This is a genomic window from Halalkalirubrum salinum, assembly GCF_005543295.1.
Classification (GTDB): Archaea; Halobacteriota; Halobacteria; order Halobacteriales; family Haloferacaceae; genus Halalkalirubrum; species Halalkalirubrum salinum.
The window spans coordinates 168,499-195,176 of the sequence record NZ_SRSG01000024.1 but is presented as its reverse complement, the minus strand read 5'-3'; the positions used below and the strand labels follow the sequence as shown (position 1 = coordinate 195,176).

Sequence of the window (26,678 nt, the reverse complement as noted above, 5' to 3'; positions counted from 1 at the left end):
CTTTTTTCATTCAGAATCGTACGGGTTGGTATGGAGCTGACAGACGAACAGGAGACGATTCGGTCGGTTGTTCGGGAGTTCGCGATCGAAGAACTTCGCGAAGGCGCCCAGGAGGCCGACGAGACACAGACGTTTCCCGAAGACGCCTGGGACGGACTGGCGGAGCTCGATCTTACGGGCTTGAACGTACCGCTGGAGTACGGCGGCTACGAGGCCGATCGGGTCACCTACGCGATCGCCAACGAAGCAGTGGCGTACGGTCAGCTTGCGGTCGCAACTGCGCTGTCGGTTCACTGTTTGGCAACCTCGTGTATCGCGGAGTTTGGGACTGAAGCGCAATGTGAGCGGTGGCTCCCGGAGATGGCGACCGGCCGGCCGATTGGGATGTTCTGTCTCTCGGAGCCGGATGCGGGCTCGAACCCCGCAGAGATGTCGACCACCGCGACCCGCGAGGGCGACGAGTACGTGCTCAACGGCCGCAAACAGTGGATCACGAACGGCGAGCGCGGCGACGTTGCAATCGTCTTCGCGAAAACAGATCCTGAGAACGATCGATCGATAACACAATTTCTCGTCCGGAAAGACGCTCCTGGTGTCGAGGTTGGAAAAAAAGAACAAAAACTCGGCCTCCGCGCGAGCGACACAACACAGTTGTCGTTCGATGACGTCCACATCCCAGCAGAGAACCGTCTCACTCCCGAGGGCGAGGGATTGTCGGCTGCATTTCACATCCTGACGGGTGGCCGGGTCGGCATCGCCGCGCAGGCAGTAGGGCTCGCTCAGGCAGCCTTTGATGAGGCTCGCGAGTATGCCCACGAACGCGAACAGTTCGATCGCCCGATCGCAGAGATCCAGTCGATCAGACACAAGTTTGCCGACATGGCAACCGACATCGCGGCCGCTCGGGAACTCGTTTACGAAGCCGCCAGACTGGACGACGCGGGCGAGGACAACCGCGTCGCTGCGTCGATGGCGAAATACTTCGCAAGCGAGGCGGCGGTGGACGTGACCAACGAGGCTGTCCAGATTCACGGCGGCTACGGCTACATGTCCGAGTTCGACGTCGAGCGGTTCTACCGAGACGCGAAGATCACGACGATCTACGAGGGAACCAGTGAGATTCAAAAAGAGATAATCGCCCGCGGCGTGGTAGAGTAAGTATGGACGAGAAAGCGCCGGAAACGGCGGAGATTTTCGATGAAGAGTACGAGGCGATCGTCTACGATCTTGATGGAACGCTCGTGTATCTCAACGTGGACTGGAACGCGGTCGCCTCGGATGTACTCGCGGTCTACCGCGATGAGGGGGTCGAACCACCAAGTACGGAGCTATGGACGCTGCTCGGCCGCGCTTCTGCGTACGACGTCCGTGATCGCGTCGAGGAAGCGATCGCCGCCCACGAACGCGAGGGAGCACGGACCTCCCAACGGTTGGCGTTGGCTGACGAACTCCGCTCTGTCTCTGATTCGATGCCCGTTGCTGTCTGTTCACTCAACTGTGAAGCTGCCTGTGAGATCGCCCTCGAGACGCACGCCCTCCGTGAGCACGTCGACGTCATTGTCGGCCGGGACACAGTCGATACGTACAAACCGGATCCCAAGCCGCTCTTGACGGCGATCGACCGTCTCGGCGGATCGCCCGCGACGACGCTTTTTGTCGGTGACTCAGAGCGCGATGCGACAACCGCCGATCGAGCCAGCGTATCGTTTCGGTGGGTCGATCGCTCGTAGTGCTACCTGCGCGCTCCACAGCCATCTCTACTGTTATTCCAATTGCGAAACGTTGTATATTCTCATATATAATTGACTGAATGAGCGCATATCCTCTGTCTATTCATGTGTATATTAGGAAATATCTGAATACTAGCCACTATCTACAAAACGCTTATGTGTCAGTTCACTGGATGACCACGTGCAGACATGGATGCAACACGATACAAACTGACCGAACCATTCAACGGCTTCCGTAAAGACGAACTGCTCGACGTAACCGCACGGTTTGGTGACTGGCATCTCTACGATGTCCGCCTCGAACCGGCTTCGACGTACGAAACGGAGACGATCGAGATGACCGAACGCACGCTGGAGGCGATCGCTGATCCCGTTACCGCAGGCACAACGTAGCCCAATCACTGTGGGTTGCCGCCGACGCTAGCTCGTCGACACCCACAGCTGCCCGGCGCTCGGTAACACCTTTTTATTCTCGACGCGAACAGTCACGTAGAGCTGGATGTCTGTACTCGACGAGCTCTCGGGGTTCGAGTTCGAGGACGTCATGGAAGACGTGTTCCGGAACCTCGGGTACGAAAACGTCCGCCAGGCCGCCCGGACGGCCGATGAGGGACGAGATATCGTCATGGAAGAGGTCGTCGACGGAACGCGGCAAGCGATCGTCGTGGAGTGTAAACACACAGACACCGTTGGCCGACCGGTCGTCCAGAAGCTGCATTCGGCGATCGCGACGTTCGACTTTGCGGGGCCAAAGCGAGGGATAGTCGCCACCACCGGTCGGTTCACTGGCCCGGCTGAGGAGTACGCCGATCGCCTCCGGCGGAACGACGACCCGTACCCGATCGAACTGATAGATGGCAACGCCCTCCGCTCGATCGGCGACGAAATCGGCCTTGATCTGTACAACGGCCGTATCGAGATCCTGTGTGAGGAGACGCTTCGGCCGTTCGATCCGACCACAGACATCGACGCACCCGTCCAGGGGGCGTTTCGCGACATTGAGAATATCGCTGCGGCGGATCCAATAGCACCGCACTCGCAGGTCACATTTCGACCCGTGGTCGTGATTACTGCCGACACGAACGCGGTCTTCGAGACGTCCGTCGGCGTTATTCATCGGATTAACGATCGCACACAGTTTGCCGTCCACGCAGATCGCGGCCAACCGCAGGTGGCCGACAGCGACGTCGCAACACTGGTCACCCAGAATCTTCAGACGACGATCGATCTCGACACGGATCGATTCGCAGCGCTGTTCGACGAGGTCGACGAACAGCGGTTCGGGCAGACGCAAACCGGCTACAAGGAGTGGGCAGTCGATCGAATTCAACAGCACCACACGACGACAGTGACCTACACCGGCGACAACAATGTCACGTACAACAAAACGTGCGAGCCAAATCGATCAGACATCTCGGTGCAGTCGATCGAGGCCGTCTACCTCCCTGAGGTCAGACAGACGACGGAGTTAGGTGAATATGCCTATCCGTACAAATACTACGCAGCAGGGCCTTCGCGGGTGACAATCGACGATGGGATCCACCGGTGTATTCACTGCGAAACAAGCGGTGGCGAGGAAACCTACACTTTCTGTCCGAACTGTGGAGCGATCGCCTGCGGAAGCCATAGCAAGACCGAACGGTTGGTTGGTGAACCGGTCTGTACCGGCTGTGCGGTTACAGAGCGCTTCGCCCTGAAAACCAAGTACTTCTACGACGAAGCCAACCGCGAGGCGTTCCGCGAGGAATACGCTGGGATGCCGATTCACGAGAAGGCGATGGAGAACAAGCCGCTCGTTGGGGGTGGGCTGCTCGCAGTGTTAGTGGCCTCGATCGCGATTCTCATGATGAGCGGTGTCGTTTGATTGGTCTGCGCCCCTGTCCTTCGTTAATTAGTGGTGCCCTCTCGTGGTTCGATTGATGTGCGTCCCTGTGTTTCTTTGTTGGGGCCCGTGGTAGTCGTACCTGATGACGCCGATCGAGCTTACACTCCGGCTTATCGCCGGCGTGCTCCTCATTTTGACAAACGGATTTTTTGTGGCGATCGAGTTTGCGCTCACCCGGGCCCGGCAGTTCACCGAAGACGAATTCGTTGACGGCACGGCGGCCCTCGAGCGGGCCTGGAAGATGACTAACGACCTGGAGATCTATCTGACGACGTGCCAGGTCGGTATCACGGCGTCCAGTATTGCCGTTGGGATTATCGCCGAACCAGCGCTCGCGATGCTGTTCGAGCCGTACTTCGTCGCCACGCCGCTCGCGTCGATCGGTGCCGGCGGACTCCTTGCGTTCGCCATCATCAATCTCTTGCATCTCACTCACGGCGAACAGACGCCGACCTACCTCGGTGTCGAGCGCTCCCGGATGGTGTGCCGGTATGGCGCCACACCGCTGTACTGGTTCAACCGGCTCATCTCTCCGGTGATTACGCTGGGAGATGGCGTCGCGAAGGCGACGCTCAAACTGTTCGGAATCGAGATGACGGGCGCGTGGCTCGAAACCGGCGAGGAGGCGCTCGAATCGCGCGCCCAACTGCGAAATCGAATCGATTCACTCCTCAAAGCGGGTGAAGTCTCAGAAGACCGCCGCGAAGAGGTCCTGAGCGCCCTTGATATTGGTGACCGCCCCGTCGACGAACTCATGGTACCGCCAGAGGATATCGTCGCCCTCTCGACGACGCTCTCAACCGAACAAAACCTCGATCGCATCCGTCACACGCCACACACCCGGTTCCCATTGGTGGGCGAATCACTCACCGACTTTCTCGGAATTGTCTACGCACCATCAATTATCGATCACTATGACGAACTTCTCGATGGAACCGTCTCGTTTACCGAGATTGCGGCACCACCGATGACGCTGGCATCGGGAACAACCGTCAGCGACGCGTTCGATCAGTTCCAGACAGAAGATCAAGAGCTTGCGCTTGTGTTACACGATGGCGAAGTTATTGGGCTTCTCACCGCGACAGATGCGCTGGAAGCGGTGATGGGTGAACTCGAGGACCCACTCGATCGACGGATACAGGGGTGAATAGCGTTGTTAGCGGCCCTAATCAGGCAGGAACCGACGTCTCGCCGGGAACGTCCATCGATCGAATCTCCATGACGAGCAGGTTGTCGGCAGTGTCGGTGTCGTCGACAACGCCGGAGATACGGAGGCCGGTTGAGGGAGTCGGCCCAACAGAGACGTGATCGCCCTCGCGGAACGCGCTGATCGGACCCCGTAGGACAACTCGGGCCCGGCACATGTCGGGATTGTACACCGTTGCGAGATCGATCTCCTCAACGTTGACGTCATTTATCGGCACGCCATCGCGCTCGACCGGGACGTGGGCGGGTTCGTCCATCCGTTCGATGTCAAGTGCCTCGTATGCCTTCGGCGTCGGGATGTAGCCGCCCTTCGGTCCAACAACCCCTTCGACGAGCCCGATCGCGCGAAGCGTCTGCATCTGGTTTCTGATCGTTCCTGGGTTGCGATCGATCGCCTCTCCAAGGGTTCTTCCGTTTACCGGCGAGTCTCCTTCGCGGTACTGGCTCACGAGCGCGGTGAGAATACGTTTCTGTGACGAACTCAGCTGAACAGTTGCCATGTTCGGTTCGAACAGTCTCAATTTAATAAACGTTTGGATTAATAGACCTTATACTGTTATTCGTGGTCTATTTCCCGGAATTCCTGTGTATTTCAGCGCTCATATCCCGAACATAGCGCTCATACAGCAAGAATTGTATGTACGTCCTTAAATCGTATTGACAGAGGGTATTTACGCTCGCTTCGGCCATCCGCAACTGAATGAGACATCCACCGCTATATTCGCCCTCACGTTCCGAATCCCCCGACGATCCCCCCGACGATATGGGGACGTCAGTCACCGAAGACGGCTGGGTCACCGAGGTCGATCGAATCAGTGGCTTCCTTCGCGATCGCGCTGCGGCAGCTGATGCGACCGGAATCGTCGTCACGCTTGGCGGCGGGCTCGACTCGACGGTCACCGCTGCGCTCGCGGTGGAGGCCCTCGGTGCGGACCGCGTCTATGGGCTCATTATGCCCTGTATGAAACACGAAGGCACCGCTCACGACGCCGAAGCGATCGCCGAGGCACTCGGCATCGAGTTCGACACTGTTCACCTGCACCCGCTATATACGCAGTTCGTGGGGCACACTCCCGATCGCGTCTCGTTGCACGGCGACGCAATTACAGCGAACACGCTCGCTGCACGGCTTCGTGCCACAATGGCGTGGCTTGTTGGGACCGAAACCGGTCGGCTCGTCGTCGGTACGGCCAACCGCAGCGAACGGTTATTGGGGTGTTCTCGAACTCATGACGATAGCGTGGCGGACGTGTTACCGATCGGGCACCTGTTCCGAACGCAGGTAGACGCGATCGCAGAGGCCCTCGACGTGCCAGCGTTTGTACGGACCGACGACGCCACGCCCGGCGTGCTTCCGGCGTACGTCGATAGTGACGATCTTGACGCATCCTACGAGATAATCGATCGCGTGCTGGCGCTTGCCGTCGATGACGACGTAGATGAGGCGACGATTGCTGATCAACTTGACGTTGACCCAAGCCTCGTTGCTACGGTGTGCACACGGTGTCACGAGTCTGCGTCATCGCTCGACTCGGCGGCAACGCGTCGTCGCTCGTAAACGAACAGCCCGATCGACGTACACAGCCAGATTGGCGCGCCGACTCGAATAGCGAACACGGCGCGCGTCCCCCAGTCGGGGAGGCCAACGAAGGCAGACAGGACCGCGACGATCGGTGCGCCCACGAGAATCGTGAGCACAAACGTCATCTGCATTACCCACCCGAAGTCGACGCCGTCGGGGTCGGTCCGTTCGATGAGTTCGGGCACACCCTCCCTTGTCTGCCGATCGTCAATGCAGTTGCGGTTCGAGACGGGTCCAGACAAACCGCTGTCAGTCGATCGCCACAGGAACGCGATAGGTAAGCACGCTGCCGCGGGGATCGTTTTCAGCCAACTCGACAGCCCCACCTAGCGCAGTCACAGTCCAATAAATGAGCCACAGCCCGATCCCGCTGCTGTGAACTAACGGTGTTTCTTCACCAACGGTGATGATTTCCCACTCGGCGCTTGGAATTCCTGGGCCGTTATCGGCAATCTCAATGTGTACGTCTGCGGTCTCCTCAGACTTGCAGACTCGCACTTCGATCTTTGCGACCGGCTGATCGTTGTGAACTACGGCGTTTTCGATTGCCTCGTCAATCGCAGACTGCAGTAGGCCGCCGTTTTTGATTTCCATGTCCGTGTTGGCATTGATCTGGACGTCGATCTCTGCCTCCGGATACCGCTGGCGGTTTCGTTCGACAAACTCCACAATGTTCCCCACTGGAAGCGACTTTGCGTCCTTGCGATGCTTGAACAACTCCTGTATCTCGGCGGTTCGATCGCTAATCTTTTCAAGTACGTCCGATCGTTCCCTGATAATGTGTGCAGCCGCGCGCAGTTCTGGGTCGTCGATGTTGTTGGCCAAGAGCTCAGCGTACCCGTCAATGACGTTCACTGACGTCCGGACGTTGTGTCTCAAGACGCGATTCATCACGTCCAGGACCTGCTCTGCGAACCGTGTATCTGTCACGTCGCGTTCGATCGCCGCGAAGTGAGTGATCTCGCCGCGATCGTTCGTAATCGGGACGATCTGTTGATGCACCTTGTACAGTTCGCCGGATTTTGTTCGGTTTGTGAGCTCAGCCTCCCAGATATTTCCCGCGGTGATTGTCTCCCACAGCTCTGTGTAGAAGCGATCGTCCTGTTGGTCCGATTTGATCAGCTTTGGGTTCTGCCCGATTGCCTCCTCGGCGCTGTAGCCCGTCATCCGCTCGAAGGTGGGGTTGACGTACTCTATTGTTCCCGCTCTATCGGTAATGAATATCGCCTGCTCTGCTGCCTCGGCGTGTTTTTTGAATATCGCCTGCTCTTTTTCATACAGTTTCTGCTCAGAGACGTCTTCTTGAAATCCGAGGTAGTACCTGACAGTTCCCGTTTCATCCGCGATAGGAGTGAGGGTTACTCGATTCCAGAACATGGAACCGTCTTTTCGGTAGTTACGCAACACGACAGTGACGGGTTCGCGGGCCTCGATCGCTGCACGCATTTTCGTAACTGGCTCTTCACGGGTCCGCTCGCCCTGCAAAAATCGACAGTTTGTCCCGATCACCTCTTCGCGAGGATATCCAGTTAGCTCGACAAACATGTCGTTGATGTAAATGAGTGGCTGATCGTCTCGTGTGATATCAGCAATTGAAATGCCAGTGGGGACCTCATTTAGCGCGTAATCTGGCAACCCTGACACGGATAGCCGCTCGGAGATATCAATGAATGTGGTCTGAATGTGCTTACGGTCGTCCCACGTAACGGGTGAACTCAACGCAACGACTAGCGGCCCTCGCTTACCGTTCATTTTCAGCTCGATAGTGAGTCCACGTGCCGAGGCACTCCCGTCGATGAGTCGGTCAAACTGTTCGGCTATCGGCTCACAATCAGCTTCCGAAATGAGTTCGAATATCGATCGACCGATAACCTCGTCTCGTGAGCGAATATTGTACAGCGAGAGGAAGGATTCGTTGACGTAGCTAATACGATCCACAGTGTGAACGACGAGCGGTTCGATCTGGCGATGTGGCATCATTCAGTATCTGTAGCCGGGATCACTGGCGGAATCAACGGTTTGCCCCTGTCATGGTATATCCGACACATCGCACCGACTTTAATCCCAGTGGCAACAGTGTCGGGCAAAACCGTGATGGTTTATTCGCGGGCGATCGAACGATGAGCATGGTCACGACACAGGGGCTCCGCGAACAGGCCGGTTCCGAGCCAATCACCATGCTCACCGCCTACGACGCGCCCACCGCACGGGTTATCGATGAAGCGGGAATCGATGTGATCCTCGTCGGCGACAGCATGGGCAACGCGGTGCTCGGCTACGAGTCGACGCTCCCGGTGACGATCGAAGAGGTCAAAAACCGAACTGCAGCGGTCGCCCGCGCGACCGAAAACGCGCTCGTCGTCGCCGACATGCCGTTTCTCTCTTTTGGGGTCGACGAGGCTGAAACGATTCACAACGCCGGTGGGATGCTGAAAGAAGCCGGCGCAGACGCGGTCAAGATCGAGAGCGGCCACCACACCGTCGAGCTGACAGAACGGCTGACACAGCTGGGTATTCCGGTGATGGCACACCTCGGATTAACGCCCCAAAGCGTCAATCAGCTCGGCGGGTACGGTCGGCAGGGAACGACGGTCGACGCCGCCAGAACACTGCTTGCAACTGCACGCGACCATCAAGAGGCAGGCGCGTTTTCTCTTGTATTAGAACATATTCCCGCGAACGTTGCAGCGCAGGTGACTGCTGAGCTGTCAATCCCGACGATCGGGATCGGCGCAGGTGCTGATTGTGACGGCCAGGTGCTCGTGATCACCGACGTCTTCGGACTCGCGGATCGATCGCCGCCGTTTTCTGCACAGTTCGGCGATGTGAAAGCTGAGATGGAGACGGCGGTCGATCGCTACCGCGAGGCCGTCGAAACCGGCGAGTTCCCGGCAGATGAACACAGCCGCAGCGATCCCGAACTGGACGAGCTATACTAGTCCCCAGCAGGTCCGCGATACGTGTGGAAATCAACTGCCTGTTCGAGCAGTTTGTCGGATATCCCGAACCTCGTATGTGCGTGTGTCTGTGTCGTCGCTCATACACACGAGCTGCGTGTCGGTGTGAAAATAGCCACAGCAGTTAGGTTATCGAGGTACTAATCCAAGCGGAGAGATGATCACTTCGAGGCGGGCACCTGACCGAATCGTGGATTGGTGGTCTCTTAGCTGAACAGCGCCTGTATTTTTTCAGCGGTGAACTCGGTATATAAGTCGTCGGTCGGCTTTCCTAACTCGGCTTGGGCTCGCAGGGTGGCAAAGCGTGCTTCAACGGCTGCATACTCAGGGCTTTCTCCTAGTTCGGCAATGCTCAGTTTGGATTCGATCGTCGCCATTTTTGACGTCAGTGCGACCAGTTCTTGTATCGTTTCGTCGTACCTATTACGGACGAGCATCGCCGAAACCACAGCACGGATCCGATCGCCGGATGCGGGCTTGACAACGTAGTCGTCGAATGGAAGGTCAAGCACCAATATGTCAGGTTTAATTCCCGTGATCATGACGACTCGACAGCCGAGCTCACGCTCCCGGATCGTCCGTAACACCTCGTCGCCAGACACACCCGGCATATCTCGGTCAAGCAACACAACATCGACATCTTCGTCCACGAGATCCAGTGCATCCGCTCCAGAATATGCGGTCCGAACCCTGTACTCCTCGGATAAAAAGTCAGTGTACAGCGCAGCAGTGTCTTGATCGTCGTCGACGATAAGCACGATTGGTCTCAAATCGGTACATGTTGTGTTATTCATCCGATAATTAGATCGTACCCAATAATAACACTTTGGCTCGAATCCGAGAGTGTACGTCAAAGAGCGATCGGGAATCTCGCGAGGGATGCGAGTAAGACTACAGTTGCGTAGGACTGTATGGAGTGCGCCGACCGGGATTTGACCCACGCGAAGACGTGCTCGCTTCGCTGTGCGCGTTTTCTCTACTTCAAAGCCCGTGGCGATTTTCGCCTCGCTTCGCTCGGCAGAAAATGCGCCGGCCGGGATTTGAACCCGGGCCATGAGCTTGGAAGGCTCAGGTCCTACCACTAGACCACCGGCGCGATCGAACACACATCAACACATCACGTGTCGACGTGTTCACGCAATTGTTTTCGAGGGAAGGATTTGTACCTTACCGTTTCGATCGACTACCGCATTCTCGGCGTTTCGATCGACTACCGCATGGACCGAATTCAAACCGTCACCAATCAGTCATCGCCAAACATCCGAGCCGCGTTCTGCAGGGACGGCGAAACACTCGGAACCTCAGTTTCCGCAACCGCCCCCTCGGCTTCCAGCTCCTCAATCGATCGCGGGAACTCTCGAAGCTCTTTGTGAATCGCGAGCCCCGCCTTCGCTCCTTGACCCATCGCAACAGGTATCTGATTGTGTCCGGGCGTGATATCGCCGACAGCGTACACCCCGTCAACGCTTGTCCGGCCGTGGTCGTCGACCGCAACCGTGCCGTCGTCAGTGAGATCACAGCCGAGCGACGCCGGCAACTCGTTGTTGTACTTCGAGCCGTACATCGGGAACCCACCCTTGTACTCGCGGACAGTTCCATCCTCGAACTCGAAGCTCTCCAGCCAGCCGTCGTCGCCTTTATTCATCGCGACGATATCCTCGTGAATCACGTCGACTGGGTGCCCGTCAAGCAGCCGCTGGGTATCTTCGCTCCACTCGGGCTCATCGCCGCGGGTGAGTAGATCGACCTCGTCGGTGAAGTTGAGCATGATCATCGCGACGTGGGCGGCACTTTCGCCGACGCCCATCACGTACACCGACTCGTCGATGAACATGTACGCATCACAGTGCAGGCAGTAGTGCAGTCCTCGTCCAGTTCGTGGCAAGGGCGGCTCGGGACGCTCATCAGCAAATCCGATCGCAAAGACCACCCGATCGGCCGTGAACGCCTTGTTGTTCGTAGCAAGCTCGAAACGGCCGTCCTCACGGCGAGTGACATCAGTCACGAGGTTGCGAACGACGTCCGCGCCGTACGATTGCACCTGCTCGTGAGCCGTAGCGAGGAACTCGTTGCCTGATGTCTCTTCGGTGACCCCGATTACGTTGTGGGTGTCAAGCATCATCGCTGCCCGTCCGCCGCCGCGATCGATTACGACCGTGTCGTGTCCAAGCCGGGTCGTATACAACGCCGACGTGAGCCCTGCGGGTCCGCCACCGACGACAGCTACCTCGTACGATCGATCCTCACGTCCGTCCGCATCCGTCTCACTCATGTAGTAACGGATAGTAACCCTATTGGGATAAATGGTCGGTGACATGTGCACAGAGACTGCACAACGGAGTTGTACAATCGTTACATTACCGCTATGAAATAAATTACTGTGCGGTGACTGTGGCGTAGCAGTTGCCGCTTGATATCTGGATATCGATCACCGAGAGATCACTGCAGCGGAGGTCTTCGCGGAACTCATCGGGCGAGTAGATGTGATAAAATCGTGGCACTGTTTCGCCGCCAGGCAGCGTCCACTGGACAGTTGTATCGAACCCCTCGGTCCTGTCAAATCGATCGTGTTCGGTACTCCACGCACTCACCAGTGCCCGCCCGCCTGTTGTGAGCACCCGAGCCAGTTCATTGAGGCTCTCGATGCGGACTGCCCGCGGCCGCAGGTGATGCAGCGTTGCGACGTAGATCGCGATCGAAGCGGTATTGTCGACGATCGGTAACCGGCCAGCATCTCCGCAGACCCACGCGGCACGAAATCCGCGGTCGGCCGCTCTGCGCTGGCCGGCCCGCAACAGCTCCCGACTGACGTCGATACCGACCGGATCTGCGCCGTGATCGGCAAGTAGTTGTGTATGTCTTCCGTTCGCACACCCGATGTCGATCGCCCGACTGAGCGAACCCCCACATCGAGATGCCTCCCGTTCGACGAACTGTACGACTTCCGGCCAGGGGTGCTCGCGGGTTGTCGCGAAGTGATCGGCGATCCGGTCATACGTCGCTCGGACTGACGCAGTCGTTGGATCTGCCTGCTCCTGATTGCCGCCTCCCATCGTCGTCTACGTGAGAGGACCCTCTCCGACCCGATAAGCGTTGGCGATCGGTTCGTGTAGGACCGGACGCTGTTTAGCCAAGTGCTGCTGCCAGTAGTTGTGTGTAATGACTACACTACTGCACGAGAGCACAACCTACAAACCGGGGGCTAGCGAAGGTAAATATATGACAGCAGACGCTACGGATGTCGTCGAACATCGACGGCTGATTATTGCAGGCACCGGTATTTCGGGACTCAGTGCTGCGATCTACGCGGCGCGATCGAATAACGATCCACTCATCTTTGAAGGCGACGAGCCCGGCGGGCAGCTCACTCTGACGACGGACGTGGAGAACTATCCAGGGTTCCCTGAGGGCGTTTCGGGTCCAGAACTGATCACAAACATGAAAAAGCAGGCGCAGAAGTTCGGCGCGGAGACAAAAAACGGGATCATCGAATCGGTGACTCCCGTCGGCGAAGGTGCCGATCGGACGTTTCGCGTGAAACTGAAAAACGGCGACGTGTACACGAGCGACGCGTTCATTGCTGCGTCCGGGGCATCCGCGCGCACGCTCGACATTCCCGGTCAGGAGGATCTCATGGGATACGGGCTGTCGACGTGTGCGACCTGTGACGGGGCATTCTTCCGCGACGAGAAGATCATGGTCATCGGCGGCGGCGACGCCGCGATGGAGGAAGCAAACTTCCTCACCAAGTTCGCCTCGACAGTGTATCTCGTCCACCGCCGCGAGGAGTTCCGTGCCGAAGACGTCTGGATCGATCGCACAATGGAGAAGGTCGAAGCCGGCGAGATCGAACTCATGTTGAACACCGAGGCGATCGAACTCCATGGCTCGAAAGCAGACGGCATGCAGTCAGTAACGCTTGTTCGCCATCCTGAGGGACACCCAACTGAGAAGCTGGACGACCCAGAAACCGAAGAGTTCGACTTCGACGTTGGCGCGGTCTTTTATGCGATTGGCCACACGCCGAACACGGCGTATCTCGACGATCTCGACGTCGAAACCGACGAGGAAGGCTATATCATCGCCGAAGGTGGCCGCGGCGCTGGCCAAACGAAAACCGGTGTCGACGGGCTGTTCGCCGCGGGCGATGTTGTCGACTTCCACTATCAGCAGGCCGTCACCGCTGGTGGCATGGGCTCGAAGGCGGCGATCGACGCTGACGACTATCTCGAGGAACTTGATCGCGCACGCGCGGCTGCGAGCGCGGCTGAACCAGCAGCCGCAGAGTCGGACGACTGATCATGCTGTCGGGGGTCAACGTCGCGCTCGGCGTCACAGGCAGTATCGCGGCCGTGAAAGTCGTCGAACTGGCCCACGAGCTCCGCCGACAGGGCGCGTCAGTCCGAGCAGTGATGAGCCCGAGCGCGTCGTCGATCGTTCACCCGTGGGCCGTTGAATTCGCGACCGACCACGACCCAATTACCGAGATCACCGGCCGCGTCGAACACGTCGAGTTGTGCGGTCGCGACGGCTGGGCAGACGTGTTTCTCATCGCGCCGGCGACCGCAAACACCGTCGGGAAGATCGCCGCAGCGATCGACGACACCCCGGTGACGACGACTGCGACGACCGCGCTCGGCGCTGGCGTGCCGGTGGTGATCGCCCCCGCCATGCACGAGCCGATGTACGACCATCCGGGCGTGCTCGATGCAATCGATCGGGTCGAATCGTGGGGCGTGCAGTTCGTCGATCCGCGAATCGAGGAAGGCAAAGCCAAGATTGCGACCGAGGAGGCGATCGTGACCGAGGTTGCCCGGGCGACGACGAATAATTCTCTCGCAGACAAACGGATTGTGGTCACGAGCGGGGCAACGAGCGAATCGATCGATCCGATCAGAGTGCTCACCAACCGCGCCTCTGGACAAACCGGTCGCGAGGTCGCTCGGGCCTGTTACATTCGAGGGGCGGACGTGACGCTTGTCCACGACGGCGGATCGGTCCCGTACGCGAGCGTCGAACGAGTCGAGTCAGCGGCGGAGATGACGGCGGCGACGATCGACGCGGCCGCGGACGGAGACGCGGTGGTCTCGGCCGCGGCGATCGCAGATTTCACTGTTAAGACGGCCCCTGAAAAGATCAGATCTGGTGAACCGTTGACCCTCAAATTCGAACCAACACCCAAACTGCTCGATTCTGTTCGGGAGGCGCATCCGGAGCTACCGCTTGTCGGGTTCAAAGCGGAGACGAGCGGCGATGACGAGGCGATGTGTGCGCACGCGCGATCGCTTCTCTCTCGCATCGGACTCTCGTTTGTCGTCGCCAACGACGCGTCCGTCATGGGGGCAGCAGACACCCGGGTGTTGCTCGTGACTGAGTCCACGGTGGACGAACGCGCTGGTTCAAAGCGGACAGTCGCCGGCGCGATCGCCGATCGGCTTGCGGATGCGGTGTCGTGACAGACCATCTGACGCCGATCGGTCAACAACGGGCGAGATAAGAATAGTTTTGCGTTGCCCGCTATTCGGTATGGGTGAGTAATTACCATGAGCGACGGAGGAACATACGATCGACAAACGGTGGTGAGATAGCCTGTGACAGGGAATACAACACGGTTGCTCGTTCCAGTCACCCGGTCTCGGACCCTCCGGAACACAGTCGCGTACGTGATCGACGAAGCGATTGGAGCCGGTACCGACTCGGAGCCCTCGGTCGTTCACTTTGTCGTCCTTTCCGGCTGGCGAAGCGACGATCCCGGTTCGGAGGACGAGCGCGCAGATGCGGAGGCGCTTCTCGATCGAGTGACGTTCTGGGCAGAACTAGACCTCGAAGAGGCCGATGCAGCGGACGCAACAGTCCAGATCGAAACCACGATTGTTGGGACCGAGGAGTACCTCTTTTCCCCGTCTGACTATGCCCGAGTGCTGTCGAAATATGCGAAGGAACACAAACTGGAACGAGTCATTGTTGACCCAGAGTACTCCCTCGTTGGCCACATTACCCTTCTGGGTCCACTCGAGTTTGAACTCGCTCAAGCTGATCTAACAGTCGAAGAAGCACCGGTCGAACGGCCTACACGTCGATCGCAGTTCGTTGGTCGAACAAACGCTCCACGCTTTCTCGCACTGTTTGGGGGGTCATTCATGTTCTATCAGGTTCTTGGCGGATTTTCTGACCTCCTCGGTGGGGGTGTATTCGACATTGTGACAGGAGCGATGACCGCGCTTATCGTCGCAGTTGTGCTGTCGAACGTTTCGTTTTATCGTAACCCTTCGGTGGTGGATTCACCAAAGCGAATCGTCCGTGGGCTCATATACGCACCCTACTTGCTGTACGAAATCTTCATCTCGAACATTGCGGTCGCGAGAGTCGTGCTCGATCCGAGAGCGTCGATCGATCCAAAGATGACCAAAATCAGGGTGTTTGTGGGGAGCGGACTCCCGCTCGTGACGCTCGCGAACAGCATCACCTTGACTCCAGGGACCGTGACAGTCCGCGCACGCAATCAGGAATTGTACGTCCATTCGCTGCTGCAGGCCTCACGAGACGGATTGTTCGATGGAGGACTCGAACGCTGGGTTCGATTTGTGTTCTACGGCCGATCGGCTGCACGATTTCCCTCTCCACTCGAGCGAGGAGACACCGAGGTGTTACAAGGATCGGCTGTCGATGCTGATAACAGCGGGGAGACAGACGAGGTGCCGATGAGCGACGAAACGGAGGAGAATACATGAGCATCGTCGATACCGCGATCGCCGCCGGGTACACCGTTGGAGACATCATGCTTCTCGCTGCGGCCGGGTTCGTACTTCTCGCGATCGGGATGCTCTATCGTGCGATCAAGGGCCCGACCATGCAGGATCGCGTGCTTGCGGTCAATGTCCTTGGAACGAATACGGTCGTTATCCTCGCGTTGCTCGGGGGTGCGCTCTCGGAGCCATGGTTCCTCGACATTGCGTTGGTATACGCGCTGTTGAACTTTCTGATGGCGATCGCAATCTCGAAGTTCACCGTTGAGCGGGGGGGCGTGATATGATCGCCACACTGCGGATCGGGGCAATCGCTATCTGTCTTGCGATCGGGCTGTTCTTTACGCTCGTGTCGATGGTCGGCGTGATTCGGCTGCCGGATCTGTTCGCTCGGGCACACACCGCTTCACAGGCGGATACGCTCGGTGCCGGCTTTACGCTCGCTGCGGTCGCGATCGCAATCGGACCAGATTCGACGGCCGCAAAGACGGTCCTGCTGTTGTTTTTCATCTTTGTGACGAACCCGACAGCCGCGCACGCGATTGTTCGAGCGGCATACGAGGAGGGAATCGAGCCGTGGACACAAGGAGAGGATCGACGATGATTACCCCGATCGAACTCATGTTGTTCGTGTTCGTGCTTATTTCGGCGGTGGCGACGGCGCTGTTTCGCGACGTACTCGCGTCGATCGTCGTCTTCGCCGCCTACAGTCTCGGGCTCGCGGTCGTGTACACGTTCTACCGTGCACCAGACGTCGGTCTCACCGAGGCGGCGATCGGCGCGGGCATTACGACCGTTCTTTTATTGCTGACGATCGCAAAAACCTCGCGGCCGGCCCACGAAAAAATATTCGAGCCCATCAACTGGCCTGCAGTGGCCGTCTGTGGTGGATTTGCCCTCATTGTGAGCTCGACGCTGTTTGCGTTCCCCTCGGTCGGTGATCCGAACACCGCAGCGATGACAAACCCTGACGTGACGGTATACTACCTCGAGAACGCCTACGAAGAAACAGGCGTCGAGAATACGGTTACGGCAGTGTTGGCTGCCTACCGTGGGTTCGATACTTTCGGTGAGGCAGTCGTCGTCTTCGCCGCCGGCGTCGCGAGCATGATCGTCCTCGGCCGGGAGGTGTTTGCATGAGCGACGCCGATCCAGCGGAGCCCAGCGAGACAGTCGACAACGGCGATCGTATTCCCACGGACGTCGACAACGGCGATCGCATCCCCGCGAACGTCGACAACGGCAACGATGTCGATTACGAGCGGATCGACAGCGACGGTGTGTTGCGACAGCGACCGACGTATAGTGAGAGCCAGGTGATCATGACGACGGTCAAGGTTGTATCTCCGTTCGTGTTGACGTACGGAATATACACTACGTTCCACGGGGCAGATACCCCAGGGGGTGGATTCCAGGGTGGAGCGATCATCGCCTCAGTTGTGTTGATGATCGCGTTCGCGTTCGGTATCGAATCGACCCGCGATTGGGTTTCGAACACGCTGCTCGTCCTGTTGGGAACCGCCGGCGTCGGAATCTTCGCGGCGATCGCCCTCATTCCGATCGCCCTCGGCGGACGATTCCTCGAGTATCCACGCTACATGTCATTCAACAATATTATTGAACTCAGTTCCTACGAGTGGACAAAGTGGGGCATGGAGGCAGTCGAAATTGGAGGCATCGCGTTCATCATTTCGGGAGTACTCATGGGACTATTCTTCCTGCTTGCAGCCGGATTTACCCCCGAAGAACTCTCAAAAGCAGAGGGCGAGAACGGCCAATCGTCGGAGGTGGCAACTGATGACTGACGGTTCCGTGCTCGGATTGATTACGACACGGTACGCGTACCTTGTCGTCGTCTTCGTCGCAACTGTTGGGCTGTACATGATGATCGCCAACCAGAACCTCGTCAAGAAGCTGATTGGACTCAATATGTTCCAAACGGGAATCTTTCTGTTTTTCATCACGTCTGCGTACGTCGTCGATGGGTCATCGGCGATCGTCCCAGCTGACGGCGCTGGTGGACCATTTGCGAGCCCACTGCCACAGGTCATTGTCCTGACGGCCATTGTGGTCGGCGTGAGCCTCACCGCGGTTGGGCTCGCGCTCATCATCCGGCTGTACGCCGAGTACGGGACGCTTCGGGCGGATGCACTCCGGGAGGTGATCGCCGATGAGTGATGTCTTCTTGCCGCTGTTGGTCGCGATCCCGATCGTCCTCTCTGTCGTCCCACTCATCGCCGGACTTCGCTACGAACGGGCGGGTTGGCCGATCGCGTTTGTCGGGTCGATCACAGTGACCGCGATCGCGGGATACGTCGCCGTCACGATCGCCAGTTCGGGTCGGCTGATCCACGCGCTCGGGAACTATCCGCAGCCGTACGGCATCGAGTTAGTCGGCGACGAACTGTCGGCGCTTGTCGCGCTGTTAATCGCGATCGTCTCGCTTGCGGTGCTGTTGTACGCTCGGACCGCTGGACCGCGAGGAAACGCCTTCTACAGCGGATATCTCCTCCTTACCGGCGGACTGTTCGGCGTCGCACTGACCGGCGACATGTTCAACCTCTTCGTGTTCCTCGAGATCACGAGCCTCGTGACGTACGCACTCGTCGCGAGCGATCGAACCAGCGGCAAAGCCGCCTACGCCGCGTTCAAATACGTCTTCCTCGGGACTGTCGGTGCGTCGATGTATCTGCTCGGCGTCGGGTACCTCTACGTCGCGACGGGGACGCTCAACATGCGCGACCTCCAGGAGGCGATCGCGAGTGTCGGCTACGGTGATCCGATCGTGCAGGCAGCCTTCGGGTTCATCCTCGTTGGCTTTGCAATCAAGGTCGCGCTGTTCCCGCTGCACACCTGGCAGCCCGACGCGTACACCTACGCGCCAGATTCGGTCAGTGCGTACATTTCGGCGCTCGTCTCGACGGCATCGGCGTACGCGTTGATTCGGATCACCTACGGCGTGTTCACCCAATCGTTCCTCGAAGCGAACGACCTGATCGTCACGGCGATACTCGTCGTGGCGTCGGTCAGCATCGTCGTCGGCAGCCTGCTCGCGTTGATGCAGACCGAGGTCAAACGCATGTTTGCGTATTCGTCTGTCGCACAGTTTGGGATGATCGTCGCGGCGATCGGGCTTGCCAACGAGACCGCGCTGTTCGGCGCGATCCTTCACTTGCTCGGCCACGGCCTGATCAAAGCCGGGCTGTTCATGGCTGCGGGCGTGCTCGCAACCGCCTATGGCGCGCGGACAGTCACCGACTACGCGGGGCTCTCAAGGAGATCGCCCTACGCTGTCGGCGGGATGACACTCGCGGGGATCGCACTCATCGGCCTGCCGCCCTCGATCGGCTTCCTGGGCAAGTGGTTCATGGCGCTTGGAGCGGTCGAGGCGGGCGCGTGGGGTGTCGCGGCTGTCATCTTCGCCAGCACGATGCTCACCCTGGCGTACGTTTTCAGGCTAGTCGAGATGTTGTACTTCCGATCGCCGTCTGCGGCCAGAACCGACGAATCCGCCGCGGTTGAGGTCCCAGACGCCAGCACAGACGGCGTCGCAGCCCCTGATGGTGGGTCGATCGATCGCGTGACCGTCGCACAGGTGGCGATCGTCGTCTCGATCGGCATCACCGTCATTGCGCTTGGGTTCTCGTGGGAGCTGTTTGCCGACTATCTCGACCCCGTTCTCGGGAGGTTCTTTGCATGAGTGAGATCGTTACTGATATTCGACCAGTCGCTGCGGTGGCCGTATCGCTCCTTGGAACTATCTTGATTGTCGCCTCCCATAGGCGGCCGAATCTCCGTGAGGCCTGGACGGTACTCGTGTCGGTCGGAAAGTTCGCGATCGTCGCGAGTATGTTCCCGGCTGTCCTCGCGGGGACGACGTTCAGCTACTCGCTGGGGAGCGTTCTTCCAGGAATTGAGTTCGTCCTCCGGGCCGATCCGCTCGGGCTCTTGTTTGCGACGCTCGCGAGCCTGCTTTGGATCGTCACCAGTTTCTACAGCATCGGCTACATGCGCGGGCTCGACGAAGACAACCAGACGCGGTTTTTCGCTGCCTTTGCGGCGTCGCTATCGGCGACCATGGGGATCGCCTTCGCGGGCAACCTTGTGACGATCTTCATCTTCTATGAGCTGTTGTCGCTTGCGACCTACCCGCTCGTCGCCCACGATGAGACCGATCGCGCCCGCGCGGCCGGCCGGAAGTACCTCGCGTACACGTTCTTCGGCGGCGGTGTACTTGTACTGGCCGGGACAGTCCTCGTCTACTGGATTGCCGGAACGACCGACTTCACTGCTGGCGGGATCGAAGCGCTCGCGGCGGCAGATCCGACGATCGCCCAGATCACGTTCATCGTGTTGGCGATCGGCTTCGGCGTGAAGGCGGGGTTGATGCCGCTGCACCAGTGGCTGCCAGAAGCGATGGTCGCGCCGACGCCGGTTTCGGGGCTGCTTCACGCGGTCGCGGTCGTGAAATCCGGCGCGTTCGGTGTCGCACGCGTCGTTCTCGATGTGTTTGGCCCAGAAGTCTTGTACCAGCTTGGGATGGGGCTCGTGATCTCGACGATCGCCGCGATCACGCTGACCGCGGCGAGCTTCATTGCGATCCGGAAAGACCACCTCAAACAGCGACTGGCGTACTCGACAGTCAGCCAGCTGAGCTACATCGTCCTTGGACTGGGGTTATTCGGGTGGTACGGACTCATCGGCGCATTGTTGCACATTCCAGCGCACGCGTTCATGAAGCTCACCCTGTTCTTTTGTGCGGGGGCGATCCACGTCGAGACCCACACCGACCACATCAGTAAGATGGCCGGGATCGGCAAGCGGATGCCCGTGACGCTCGGGGCGTTTACGATCGCTGCTGCCGGCATGGCCGGGACGCCGCTTCTTGCGGGGTTCGTGAGCAAGTACTACATGCTCATCGGCGGCGTCCAGATGGGCGCGACGCTGACGCCTGTCGCGTACTATCTTGTCGGTGCGCTGTTGTTGTCCGGCGTGTTGAACATCGTCTACTTCTGGCCGGTCGTCTACACGGCCTTCTTCGAGGCCGAGGACGCCCACGATGCAAAGCCGCTGGTCGACTTTCAGCTTGGTGGTGAAAAGCGATCGCTCCTGGCCAGCGCGGACGGCGGGAGTGGCCGATCGAATCGTCCACGGACGGACGGTGGTGTTCCAGACGACGATCGCCAAGACGCAGACGACCTGGAAGATGCAGACAAGACTCAGGATGTCGCTGACGACGGAGCCGACGATCCGTTCGAACCCAAAGAACTCATTGACGATGCCGAACCCGAGCGTCCACCAGTTGATTCCGAGCAGGGCGAAGACGACATCGACGAGGGACCGACTGGCGTGATTCAACCCGATTTCGCGCCGGGAGATGGTCGCTTCGAGTACGACGATTCGGAGTTCGACGACAGCGATGTCGCCGCTCGGCTCCACCCGAGCGATCACGTGGCAGAAAATGAAAATGAGACCGACGCGCAAGCGGATCGTACCGACCAGGTCTCAGACAGTTCGACGGACGACGACACCCATGATGTGTCCGCTCACGACGACGAGGGGACTCACGACCACCACCACGAGGGACCGCCACCAGGCGGGTGGCGTCACATCACTGGCCGTGAGGTACTCGTTGGCTCAGAGACCACGTGGTTCATGCTTGGACCGATTCTCGCGGCCGTGACGGGAGCGATCGCACTTGGCGTGGTGCCGTATGGTATCGGCTTCCTCGAGCTCATCGAGGTAATCGTCGAGGGCGTGGGGGTGAGCCCGCCATGACCGCGACACTCGCCGCGATCGCAGAGCCGCTGGCGACGATTCCGCCGTTCACGTGGGTCGCGCTGGCGGCGCTCTTGATGCTCATCGTCCCCCGATCGCTCGGACACGCGATCGCCGCACTGGCGACCGCACTAGTCGGCGTACAGGCGTTCATTATCCCAACCGGTTCGTACGCCGAAACGACGTTCCTCGGCTTCGAGACCGTCTTCATGTACTCTGATCCCGCCTCGCGGCTGTTTGCGATCGGCGTCGGGATCATCGCGACAGCCGCGGCGCTGTACTCGTGGGGATCAAACGCCCCGAAGGTACAAACAGCGTTCGCGCTGTCGTACATCTCCAGCACTGTCGGCGTGATCTACGCCGGCGACTGGCTCTCGATGATCTTCTTCTGGGAGCTTATGGCCGTCACGAGCACGGCGCTCGTGTGGCACTACGGTGGCGACGCCGTCCGGGCTGGCTATCGGTACGCGATCGCCCACGGGATTGGCGGCACACTACTTCTCGGCGCTGTCGTCGTCCACTTCGCGTCTGTCGACTCGTTCCTCTACGCGGCCGGCGCGAGCGATCCGACCGGAATCGCGCCCGGCGCGGCGGCGCTCCTTGCGGCGCTTGGAATTGGTGTCAACTGCGGATTCATCGTGTTGCACACGTGGCTGCCTGACACGTATCCGCGGCCACACATCGCGGCCTCGGTGTTCCTCTCGGTGTTCACCACGAAGACTGCGGTGCTCGTGATGTACCGGGCGTTCCCCGACGGCGCGATGTGGCTCGCGTACCTCGGCGGTGCGATGGCGGTCTACGGCGCGTTCTTCGCGCTACTGCAGTACGATCCACGCCGGCTGTTGTCGTACCATATCCAGGCGCAGGTCGGCTACATGCTCGCGGGTATCGGCACCGCAGCGCTGATCTCGGATGCCGGCTTTGCAACCGCGGGTGGGCTCGCACACGCGTTCAACAACATCCTCTACAAGAGCCTGCTATTCATGGCAGTCGGCGTCGTGATCTACCGGACCGGCGAAGAGGACATCAGGAACCTCGGCGGCCTCTGGAAGGTGATGCCGCTTGCGTTCGTGGCGTACCTCGTCGGTGCCCTCTCCATTACGGCCGTGCCGGGATTCAACGGCTTCATTTCGAAGGGGATGGTGATCGACGCCGCCCACGAGGTCAAACTGTTCCCGCTCTTGCTGGGCGAGGACCTGCTGTGGTGGCTATTGATCCTCGGCGGCGTCGGGACGTTCATGTCGTTCATCAAACTCGGCTACTACATGTTCTTCCACGGTTCCTCGGATATCTCCCCGAAAGACGCAACCCGCGGGCAGATCGTCGCGATGACACTCGCAAGCGGGTTCTGTCTGTACTACGGCGTCGCCTACGGCTCGCTGTTCGAACTGCTGCCCCACGCCGCCGAGTGGGTGCCAGATGCGAAACCGTACAGTACGGGCCACCTCACCGAATCGGCAATCCTCCTGACCGCCGGATTCGTCGGTTTCGCGGTCTTCAAGCGGCCACTTGGGTGGCTCGCACACGTCATGCGTGACGTTGATGTCGTCACCGTCCCAGCGGTGTTCTACACCGGTCGCGCCTTCGTCTGGGGCGTTACTGAGGGATGGGCGGCGGTCGATCGTGCGGTGATGAGCACGATCGCATCGCTCAAACGTCTCGGAAGCAACCCCGAGGGGACCGCGAGACGACTTGGCTTCGGGACTGACGAGGAGCCTATCCAGCTCCGATCGGGTATCGCTCGCAGCATGTTCGTGTTGACTGCGATGGTCGCGGGAGCGATCGCGATCCTGTTGTTCGGGTGAACCGACCACACGGCTCACGGACCGATCGAACCGCCAGCTTTTATTCGGTACCTCCTGAACGTGCGACATGGACTTGCTGCGCCAGTCGTTGTTGGACGCGCCGATAATCGAGAAAGGCGACTACGAATATTTCGTGCATCCAGTCAGCGACGGGGTTCCGATGCTCGAACCCGAACTGCTTCGGGAGATTGTCATCCGAATTATTCGAAAGGCCGAACTCGAAAATATTGACAAGATTGTCACGCCAGCCGCGATGGGGATTCACATCTCGACAGCCGTGTCGCTCATGACCGACATTCCGCTCGTCGTCATCCGAAAGCGCGAGTACGGCCTTGAGGGCGAGGTTGCGTTGAGCCAGGAGACCGGCTACTCCGAGTCGGAGATGTACATCAACGACGTCGAACCAGGCGATCGGGTGCTCGTACTCGACGACGTACTCTCGACTGGCGGGACAATGAAAGCGATCCTCGACGCCTTAACAGATATCGGCACCGACGTGGTCGACGTGGTAGCGGTGATCAAGAAGGCAGGCCCGAACAAGCTCGACGACACGGACTACCGCGTGAAGACGCTCATCAACGTCTCCGTTGAGGATGGAGAGGTTGTTATTGTTGATCCACAAGGCGACGAGTGACATCCTCGCCGCAGTAAACCGCGCGTTTCTCTTGCTGATTAAAGCTAATACGGATTATCTGATCATGCGTTTGTCAACGGTCTAGCGATCTTATCAATTATTCATCGTAAAAATAACAATATTAATTATGATGTTTACTGATATGTGCTCAAGACGTTATAGATAGCATACTCACCGATCAGTTGAAAACTCGAATAAACGTGCTATGAATGTACAAAATACGGAGTGTTGTCGCGGTGATTTCTGATTTTACCACCGAAAGACGTGGGGTTTTTAACCCAACGCTTATACTAATTTGGTATGCCACACCGTGCACGCAAAGGTCCCAGCAATACACCACGAATGAGCCGTCGACAGTGGATCTCCGCCCTCGGACTCGGTGGAGCTGCTGCGTTAGCTGGCTGCACTGGCGACGATGGAAACGGCGGCAACGGCAACGGCGGTAACGGAAACGGCGGTAACGGAAACGGCGGTAACGGCAACGGCGATTCAGCGACCGCAGACGAGCCTGATCCGATCGACCTGAGCCAGTCACCGCCTGAAGTCGACGGAGAGTACCACGTCACAGAAGCGTCGACGTTCGAAACGCTGAACCCAATATACAACGACGAGGACAGCGCGGGAACGGCAATCGGTTATGCGCTCGATATGGGGTATACGTTTGACCAGAACAACGAGGTCTTCGGACTGCTCTTTGAGGACATCTTCACCGAAGACGAGGGTGAGACGTGGACCATCCAAATCCGTGACGGGCTGGAGTTTAGCGATCCCTACGGCCAGTACACCGCCGAAGACTTTGTCTACTATATACAAGAAATTCACCAGTCAGAGTGGGCACAGAGCGTAAACAGCATAGACTGGGCCGGCGTTGAGGTCGAAGAGACGGGTGAGCTCGAAGTGCAAGCCACATTGGCGAACCCAAACATCATCTGGCCAGAGACGTTCGCTCCCCTCGAGTACCCAATTCCACGGGACCTGCTCGAACCATACGTCGAAGAGGAAGACGCAGAAGGGCTGCAACAAGACGAGGAATTGCTTGAACTGCAGTTTGCGGGCAACATGGGCGCATACGTTCTCGACGAGTGGATTCGCGATGGCGGTACCCAGTACACTCGCAACGACGAGTACTACCTCCGCGATCTCGCCGAAGACGACGACCTCCAAATCTTTGGCGAAGCACCGTACTTCGAGACTCTTCAGATCGAGATTATCGAAGAAGAGTCTTCGCGTATCGCCGCGATCCAGACCGGTGAAACAGACAACGTCGCGTTGCCCCCGAACCGCGGCCAGGAGTTCATCGAAGACGACGAGACGATAGTCGTGTTGACGCCAACGCCGTTCAACAACATCCTGTCGGTCAATATGCGCGATAACGGCTGGACCGCAGGACCAGGCAACCTGTTTACTGTGACCGAGTTCCGTCAGGCGATCGCCGCCGCAATTGACAAACAACAGTACATTCAAGGGATCCTGAACGGGTTCGCACAGCCACACTACACGTGGCAACCGGAGTTCTCCGAGTGGTACGCTGGGACAGATGAGCTCACGCTCTGGGGAGATCCCGAGGAAGGTGTCTACGGCGGAGAGGCTCGCGAACTGGCCGAACAAGCGCTTGAACAGATCGACGAGGACTACGCGTACGACGGCGACACACTCGTCGACCCAGACGGCGATCAGGTCGAACTTGAGATCTACTACAATGCTTCTTCAGACACCCAAGAACTGGCGGTTGATTTCTTTGCAAACGAGTTCGAGAGCAACCTCGGCTTTATTTTGAACACAAACGCGATCGACGCCACGACGTTCAGTGAGAACTACTGGAACGCTGAACCGGAGGGTGGCACAGACACCGTCAACGGCGAGGAGGTCGAGTGGGAACAACCCACCGCGAGCAACCCCGGACCACGAAGTGTCACCCCTGAAGAATCCTGGGACTTTGCGACGATCTTTGGGCTCAACACGTATCCCCGGAATCCGATCACAAACGAGGCCTTCTTCGACGGGGCGAACAGCTCCTACAATCCTGTTGGGTACTACCCTGGCTTCGATGCGGGGAGTGTCTTCGAGGAGATGCGAAACGCTGGCAGCCGCGAGGAGCTCGCAGAGGCGTTCTCCGAACTGCTCGTGAATCTCAACGAAGAACAACCCTACATTATGCTCGCTTTCGGTGACGACATCGAAGCGTACAACCCCGACCTCCGTGGGCCAATCGCGAACTTCTCAAGCGGATGGGACTTCGGTGCCTGGCACAAGGACGACTAATTAACCTACGAGTGCTTCGACGGCTTGAGTCTGCTCACAGGCGGAGCGTATTTCACTTGTGGAACACATACGTTGGGCACGCATCGACCACAT

Annotated in this window: 26 protein-coding genes and 1 tRNA gene; 20 read left to right on the top strand and 7 right to left on the bottom strand. The window is 58.7% G+C overall.

Going from position 1 to position 26,678, the window contains the following annotated elements; translation table 11 throughout:
- The first annotated feature begins 30 nt into the window (after positions 1–30).
- The 5 genes from E5K03_RS10220 to E5K03_RS10200 all read left to right on the top strand — a co-directional run bounded on the left by E5K03_RS10220 (position 31) and on the right by E5K03_RS10200 (position 4,762).
- Positions 31–1,158, top strand: coding sequence for an acyl-CoA dehydrogenase family protein (locus E5K03_RS10220; protein ID WP_138006745.1), 1,128 nt, complete (start codon positions 31–33; stop codon positions 1,156–1,158).
- 2 nt (positions 1,159–1,160) lie between these two features.
- Complete coding sequence (locus tag E5K03_RS10215; protein WP_138006744.1) at positions 1,161–1,730, top strand: HAD family hydrolase; 570 nt, start codon at positions 1,161–1,163, stop codon at positions 1,728–1,730.
- A gap of 189 nt (positions 1,731–1,919) precedes the next feature.
- Entirely contained in the window at positions 1,920–2,123 is a 204-nt protein-coding gene (locus E5K03_RS10210; protein WP_138006743.1) for a hypothetical protein, read from the top strand.
- 106 nt (positions 2,124–2,229) lie between these two features.
- Positions 2,230–3,594 carry a restriction endonuclease gene (locus tag E5K03_RS10205; protein ID WP_138006742.1) on the top strand — a complete coding sequence of 455 codons (1,365 nt, stop codon included), beginning with the start codon at positions 2,230–2,232 and terminating at the stop codon, positions 3,592–3,594.
- Between the two features lie 103 nt (positions 3,595–3,697).
- Positions 3,698–4,762: a CNNM domain-containing protein gene (locus tag E5K03_RS10200; RefSeq protein WP_138006741.1), complete on the top strand. Its 1,065-nt coding sequence runs from the start codon at positions 3,698–3,700 to the stop codon at positions 4,760–4,762.
- Between the two features lie 22 nt (positions 4,763–4,784).
- On the opposite strand, the gene E5K03_RS10195 is transcribed toward E5K03_RS10200, so the two are convergent.
- Complete coding sequence (locus E5K03_RS10195) at positions 4,785–5,321, bottom strand: HTH domain-containing protein (RefSeq protein WP_138006740.1); 537 nt, start codon at positions 5,319–5,321, stop codon at positions 4,785–4,787.
- A 263-nt stretch (positions 5,322–5,584) separates the two neighbouring features.
- Between E5K03_RS10195 and nadE the strand changes: the two genes are divergently transcribed.
- Complete coding sequence (nadE, locus tag E5K03_RS10190) at positions 5,585–6,379, top strand: NAD(+) synthase (RefSeq protein WP_171006668.1); 795 nt, start codon at positions 5,585–5,587, stop codon at positions 6,377–6,379.
- Here nadE and E5K03_RS10185 read toward each other — a convergent pair.
- Both E5K03_RS10185 and E5K03_RS10180 read right to left on the bottom strand, forming a co-directional pair.
- Positions 6,328–6,588 carry a DUF5822 domain-containing protein gene (locus E5K03_RS10185; protein WP_138006794.1) on the bottom strand — a complete coding sequence of 87 codons (261 nt, stop codon included), beginning with the start codon at positions 6,586–6,588 and terminating at the stop codon, positions 6,328–6,330. The two genes, nadE and E5K03_RS10185, sit on opposite strands and share 52 nt — an antisense overlap.
- A gap of 64 nt (positions 6,589–6,652) precedes the next feature.
- The gene (locus E5K03_RS10180) at positions 6,653–8,383 is read right to left on the bottom strand and encodes a PAS domain-containing protein (protein WP_138006738.1); all 1,731 of its coding nucleotides are present in this window, start codon (positions 8,381–8,383) and stop codon (positions 6,653–6,655) included.
- A gap of 146 nt (positions 8,384–8,529) precedes the next feature.
- Between E5K03_RS10180 and panB the strand changes: the two genes are divergently transcribed.
- A complete protein-coding gene (gene panB / locus E5K03_RS10175; protein ID WP_138006737.1) occupies positions 8,530–9,342 on the top strand; it encodes a 3-methyl-2-oxobutanoate hydroxymethyltransferase in 813 nt (270 codons plus the stop codon).
- Between the two features lie 224 nt (positions 9,343–9,566).
- Here panB and E5K03_RS10170 read toward each other — a convergent pair whose 3' ends face one another.
- The 4 genes from E5K03_RS10170 to E5K03_RS10155 all read right to left on the bottom strand — a co-directional run bounded on the left by E5K03_RS10170 (position 9,567) and on the right by E5K03_RS10155 (position 12,413).
- Positions 9,567–10,154, bottom strand: a complete 588-nt coding sequence (locus tag E5K03_RS10170) for a response regulator (protein WP_138006736.1) — start codon at positions 10,152–10,154, stop codon at positions 9,567–9,569.
- A gap of 231 nt (positions 10,155–10,385) precedes the next feature.
- Positions 10,386–10,456: transfer RNA gene (locus E5K03_RS10165), tRNA-Gly, on the bottom strand.
- 147 nt (positions 10,457–10,603) lie between these two features.
- Positions 10,604–11,632: an NAD(P)/FAD-dependent oxidoreductase gene (locus E5K03_RS10160; RefSeq protein WP_138006735.1), complete on the bottom strand. Its 1,029-nt coding sequence runs from the start codon at positions 11,630–11,632 to the stop codon at positions 10,604–10,606.
- Positions 11,633–11,735: 103 nt separating this feature from the next.
- Complete coding sequence (locus E5K03_RS10155; RefSeq protein WP_138006734.1) at positions 11,736–12,413, bottom strand: class I SAM-dependent methyltransferase; 678 nt, start codon at positions 12,411–12,413, stop codon at positions 11,736–11,738.
- Positions 12,414–12,579: 166 nt separating this feature from the next.
- Here E5K03_RS10155 and E5K03_RS10150 point away from each other — a divergent pair, with 166 nt between their 5' ends.
- From E5K03_RS10150 to E5K03_RS10090, 13 genes are all read left to right on the top strand, one after another.
- Positions 12,580–13,659: an NAD(P)/FAD-dependent oxidoreductase gene (locus E5K03_RS10150; RefSeq protein WP_138006733.1), complete on the top strand. Its 1,080-nt coding sequence runs from the start codon at positions 12,580–12,582 to the stop codon at positions 13,657–13,659.
- 2 nt (positions 13,660–13,661) lie between these two features.
- A complete protein-coding gene (gene coaBC / locus E5K03_RS10145) occupies positions 13,662–14,816 on the top strand; it encodes a bifunctional phosphopantothenoylcysteine decarboxylase/phosphopantothenate--cysteine ligase CoaBC (RefSeq protein WP_138006732.1) in 1,155 nt (384 codons plus the stop codon).
- Between the two features lie 135 nt (positions 14,817–14,951).
- The gene (locus E5K03_RS10140; RefSeq protein WP_138006731.1) at positions 14,952–16,091 is read left to right on the top strand and encodes a monovalent cation/H+ antiporter subunit E; all 1,140 of its coding nucleotides are present in this window, start codon (positions 14,952–14,954) and stop codon (positions 16,089–16,091) included.
- A complete protein-coding gene (locus tag E5K03_RS10135) occupies positions 16,088–16,393 on the top strand; it encodes a cation:proton antiporter (RefSeq protein ID WP_138006730.1) in 306 nt (101 codons plus the stop codon). The genes E5K03_RS10140 and E5K03_RS10135 overlap by 4 nt, the downstream gene beginning before the upstream one ends.
- Positions 16,390–16,710 (top strand): monovalent cation/H(+) antiporter subunit G, encoded by a 321-nt coding sequence (mnhG, locus tag E5K03_RS10130; RefSeq protein WP_138006729.1) that lies wholly within the window; start codon positions 16,390–16,392, stop codon positions 16,708–16,710. Before E5K03_RS10135 ends, mnhG begins: the two co-directional genes overlap by 4 nt.
- Positions 16,707–17,246 carry a DUF4040 domain-containing protein gene (locus tag E5K03_RS10125; RefSeq protein ID WP_138006728.1) on the top strand — a complete coding sequence of 180 codons (540 nt, stop codon included), beginning with the start codon at positions 16,707–16,709 and terminating at the stop codon, positions 17,244–17,246. Before mnhG ends, E5K03_RS10125 begins: the two co-directional genes overlap by 4 nt.
- Entirely contained in the window at positions 17,243–17,911 is a 669-nt protein-coding gene (locus tag E5K03_RS10120; RefSeq protein WP_138006727.1) for an MnhB domain-containing protein, read from the top strand. The genes E5K03_RS10125 and E5K03_RS10120 overlap by 4 nt, the downstream gene beginning before the upstream one ends.
- Entirely contained in the window at positions 17,904–18,284 is a 381-nt protein-coding gene (locus tag E5K03_RS10115; RefSeq protein WP_171006667.1) for a cation:proton antiporter subunit C, read from the top strand. Before E5K03_RS10120 ends, E5K03_RS10115 begins: the two co-directional genes overlap by 8 nt.
- Positions 18,277–19,806, top strand: coding sequence for a monovalent cation/H+ antiporter subunit D family protein (locus E5K03_RS10110; protein WP_138006726.1), 1,530 nt, complete (start codon positions 18,277–18,279; stop codon positions 19,804–19,806). The genes E5K03_RS10115 and E5K03_RS10110 overlap by 8 nt, the downstream gene beginning before the upstream one ends.
- Positions 19,803–21,884: a cation:proton antiporter gene (locus E5K03_RS10105; protein WP_138006725.1), complete on the top strand. Its 2,082-nt coding sequence runs from the start codon at positions 19,803–19,805 to the stop codon at positions 21,882–21,884. Before E5K03_RS10110 ends, E5K03_RS10105 begins: the two co-directional genes overlap by 4 nt.
- Positions 21,881–23,689, top strand: coding sequence for a Na(+)/H(+) antiporter subunit D (locus E5K03_RS10100; RefSeq protein WP_138006724.1), 1,809 nt, complete (start codon positions 21,881–21,883; stop codon positions 23,687–23,689). Before E5K03_RS10105 ends, E5K03_RS10100 begins: the two co-directional genes overlap by 4 nt.
- A gap of 67 nt (positions 23,690–23,756) precedes the next feature.
- Positions 23,757–24,323, top strand: a complete 567-nt coding sequence (hpt, locus tag E5K03_RS10095) for a hypoxanthine/guanine phosphoribosyltransferase (protein ID WP_138006723.1) — start codon at positions 23,757–23,759, stop codon at positions 24,321–24,323.
- Positions 24,324–24,623: 300 nt separating this feature from the next.
- Positions 24,624–26,585 (top strand): ABC transporter substrate-binding protein, encoded by a 1,962-nt coding sequence (locus tag E5K03_RS10090; RefSeq protein WP_138006722.1) that lies wholly within the window; start codon positions 24,624–24,626, stop codon positions 26,583–26,585.
- Positions 26,586–26,678: the final 93 nt, after the last annotated feature.

Bases quoted from the DNA above. Each gene is read 5' to 3' on its own strand.
- E5K03_RS10220 (WP_138006745.1), top strand. From the start codon at position 31: ATGGAGCTGACAGACGAACAGGAGACGATTCGGTCGGTTGTTCGGGAG.
- E5K03_RS10215 (WP_138006744.1), top strand. From the start codon at position 1,161: ATGGACGAGAAAGCGCCGGAAACGGCGGAGATTTTCGATGAAGAGTAC.
- E5K03_RS10210 (WP_138006743.1), top strand. From the start codon at position 1,920: ATGGATGCAACACGATACAAACTGACCGAACCATTCAACGGCTTCCGT.
- E5K03_RS10205 (WP_138006742.1), top strand. From the start codon at position 2,230: ATGTCTGTACTCGACGAGCTCTCGGGGTTCGAGTTCGAGGACGTCATG.
- E5K03_RS10200 (WP_138006741.1), top strand. From the start codon at position 3,698: ATGACGCCGATCGAGCTTACACTCCGGCTTATCGCCGGCGTGCTCCTC.
- E5K03_RS10195 (WP_138006740.1), bottom strand. From the start codon at position 5,321: ATGGCAACTGTTCAGCTGAGTTCGTCACAGAAACGTATTCTCACCGCG.
- nadE (WP_171006668.1), top strand. From the start codon at position 5,585: ATGGGGACGTCAGTCACCGAAGACGGCTGGGTCACCGAGGTCGATCGA.
- E5K03_RS10180 (WP_138006738.1), bottom strand. From the start codon at position 8,383: ATGATGCCACATCGCCAGATCGAACCGCTCGTCGTTCACACTGTGGAT.
- panB (WP_138006737.1), top strand. From the start codon at position 8,530: ATGGTCACGACACAGGGGCTCCGCGAACAGGCCGGTTCCGAGCCAATC.
- E5K03_RS10170 (WP_138006736.1), bottom strand. From the start codon at position 10,154: ATGAATAACACAACATGTACCGATTTGAGACCAATCGTGCTTATCGTC.
- E5K03_RS10160 (WP_138006735.1), bottom strand. From the start codon at position 11,632: ATGAGTGAGACGGATGCGGACGGACGTGAGGATCGATCGTACGAGGTA.
- E5K03_RS10155 (WP_138006734.1), bottom strand. From the start codon at position 12,413: ATGGGAGGCGGCAATCAGGAGCAGGCAGATCCAACGACTGCGTCAGTC.
- E5K03_RS10150 (WP_138006733.1), top strand. From the start codon at position 12,580: ATGACAGCAGACGCTACGGATGTCGTCGAACATCGACGGCTGATTATT.
- coaBC (WP_138006732.1), top strand. From the start codon at position 13,662: ATGCTGTCGGGGGTCAACGTCGCGCTCGGCGTCACAGGCAGTATCGCG.
- E5K03_RS10135 (WP_138006730.1), top strand. From the start codon at position 16,088: ATGAGCATCGTCGATACCGCGATCGCCGCCGGGTACACCGTTGGAGAC.
- mnhG (WP_138006729.1), top strand. From the start codon at position 16,390: ATGATCGCCACACTGCGGATCGGGGCAATCGCTATCTGTCTTGCGATC.
- E5K03_RS10125 (WP_138006728.1), top strand. From the start codon at position 16,707: ATGATTACCCCGATCGAACTCATGTTGTTCGTGTTCGTGCTTATTTCG.
- E5K03_RS10120 (WP_138006727.1), top strand. From the start codon at position 17,243: ATGAGCGACGCCGATCCAGCGGAGCCCAGCGAGACAGTCGACAACGGC.
- E5K03_RS10115 (WP_171006667.1), top strand. From the start codon at position 17,904: ATGACTGACGGTTCCGTGCTCGGATTGATTACGACACGGTACGCGTAC.
- E5K03_RS10110 (WP_138006726.1), top strand. From the start codon at position 18,277: ATGAGTGATGTCTTCTTGCCGCTGTTGGTCGCGATCCCGATCGTCCTC.
- E5K03_RS10105 (WP_138006725.1), top strand. From the start codon at position 19,803: ATGAGTGAGATCGTTACTGATATTCGACCAGTCGCTGCGGTGGCCGTA.
- E5K03_RS10100 (WP_138006724.1), top strand. From the start codon at position 21,881: ATGACCGCGACACTCGCCGCGATCGCAGAGCCGCTGGCGACGATTCCG.
- hpt (WP_138006723.1), top strand. From the start codon at position 23,757: ATGGACTTGCTGCGCCAGTCGTTGTTGGACGCGCCGATAATCGAGAAA.
- E5K03_RS10090 (WP_138006722.1), top strand. From the start codon at position 24,624: ATGCCACACCGTGCACGCAAAGGTCCCAGCAATACACCACGAATGAGC.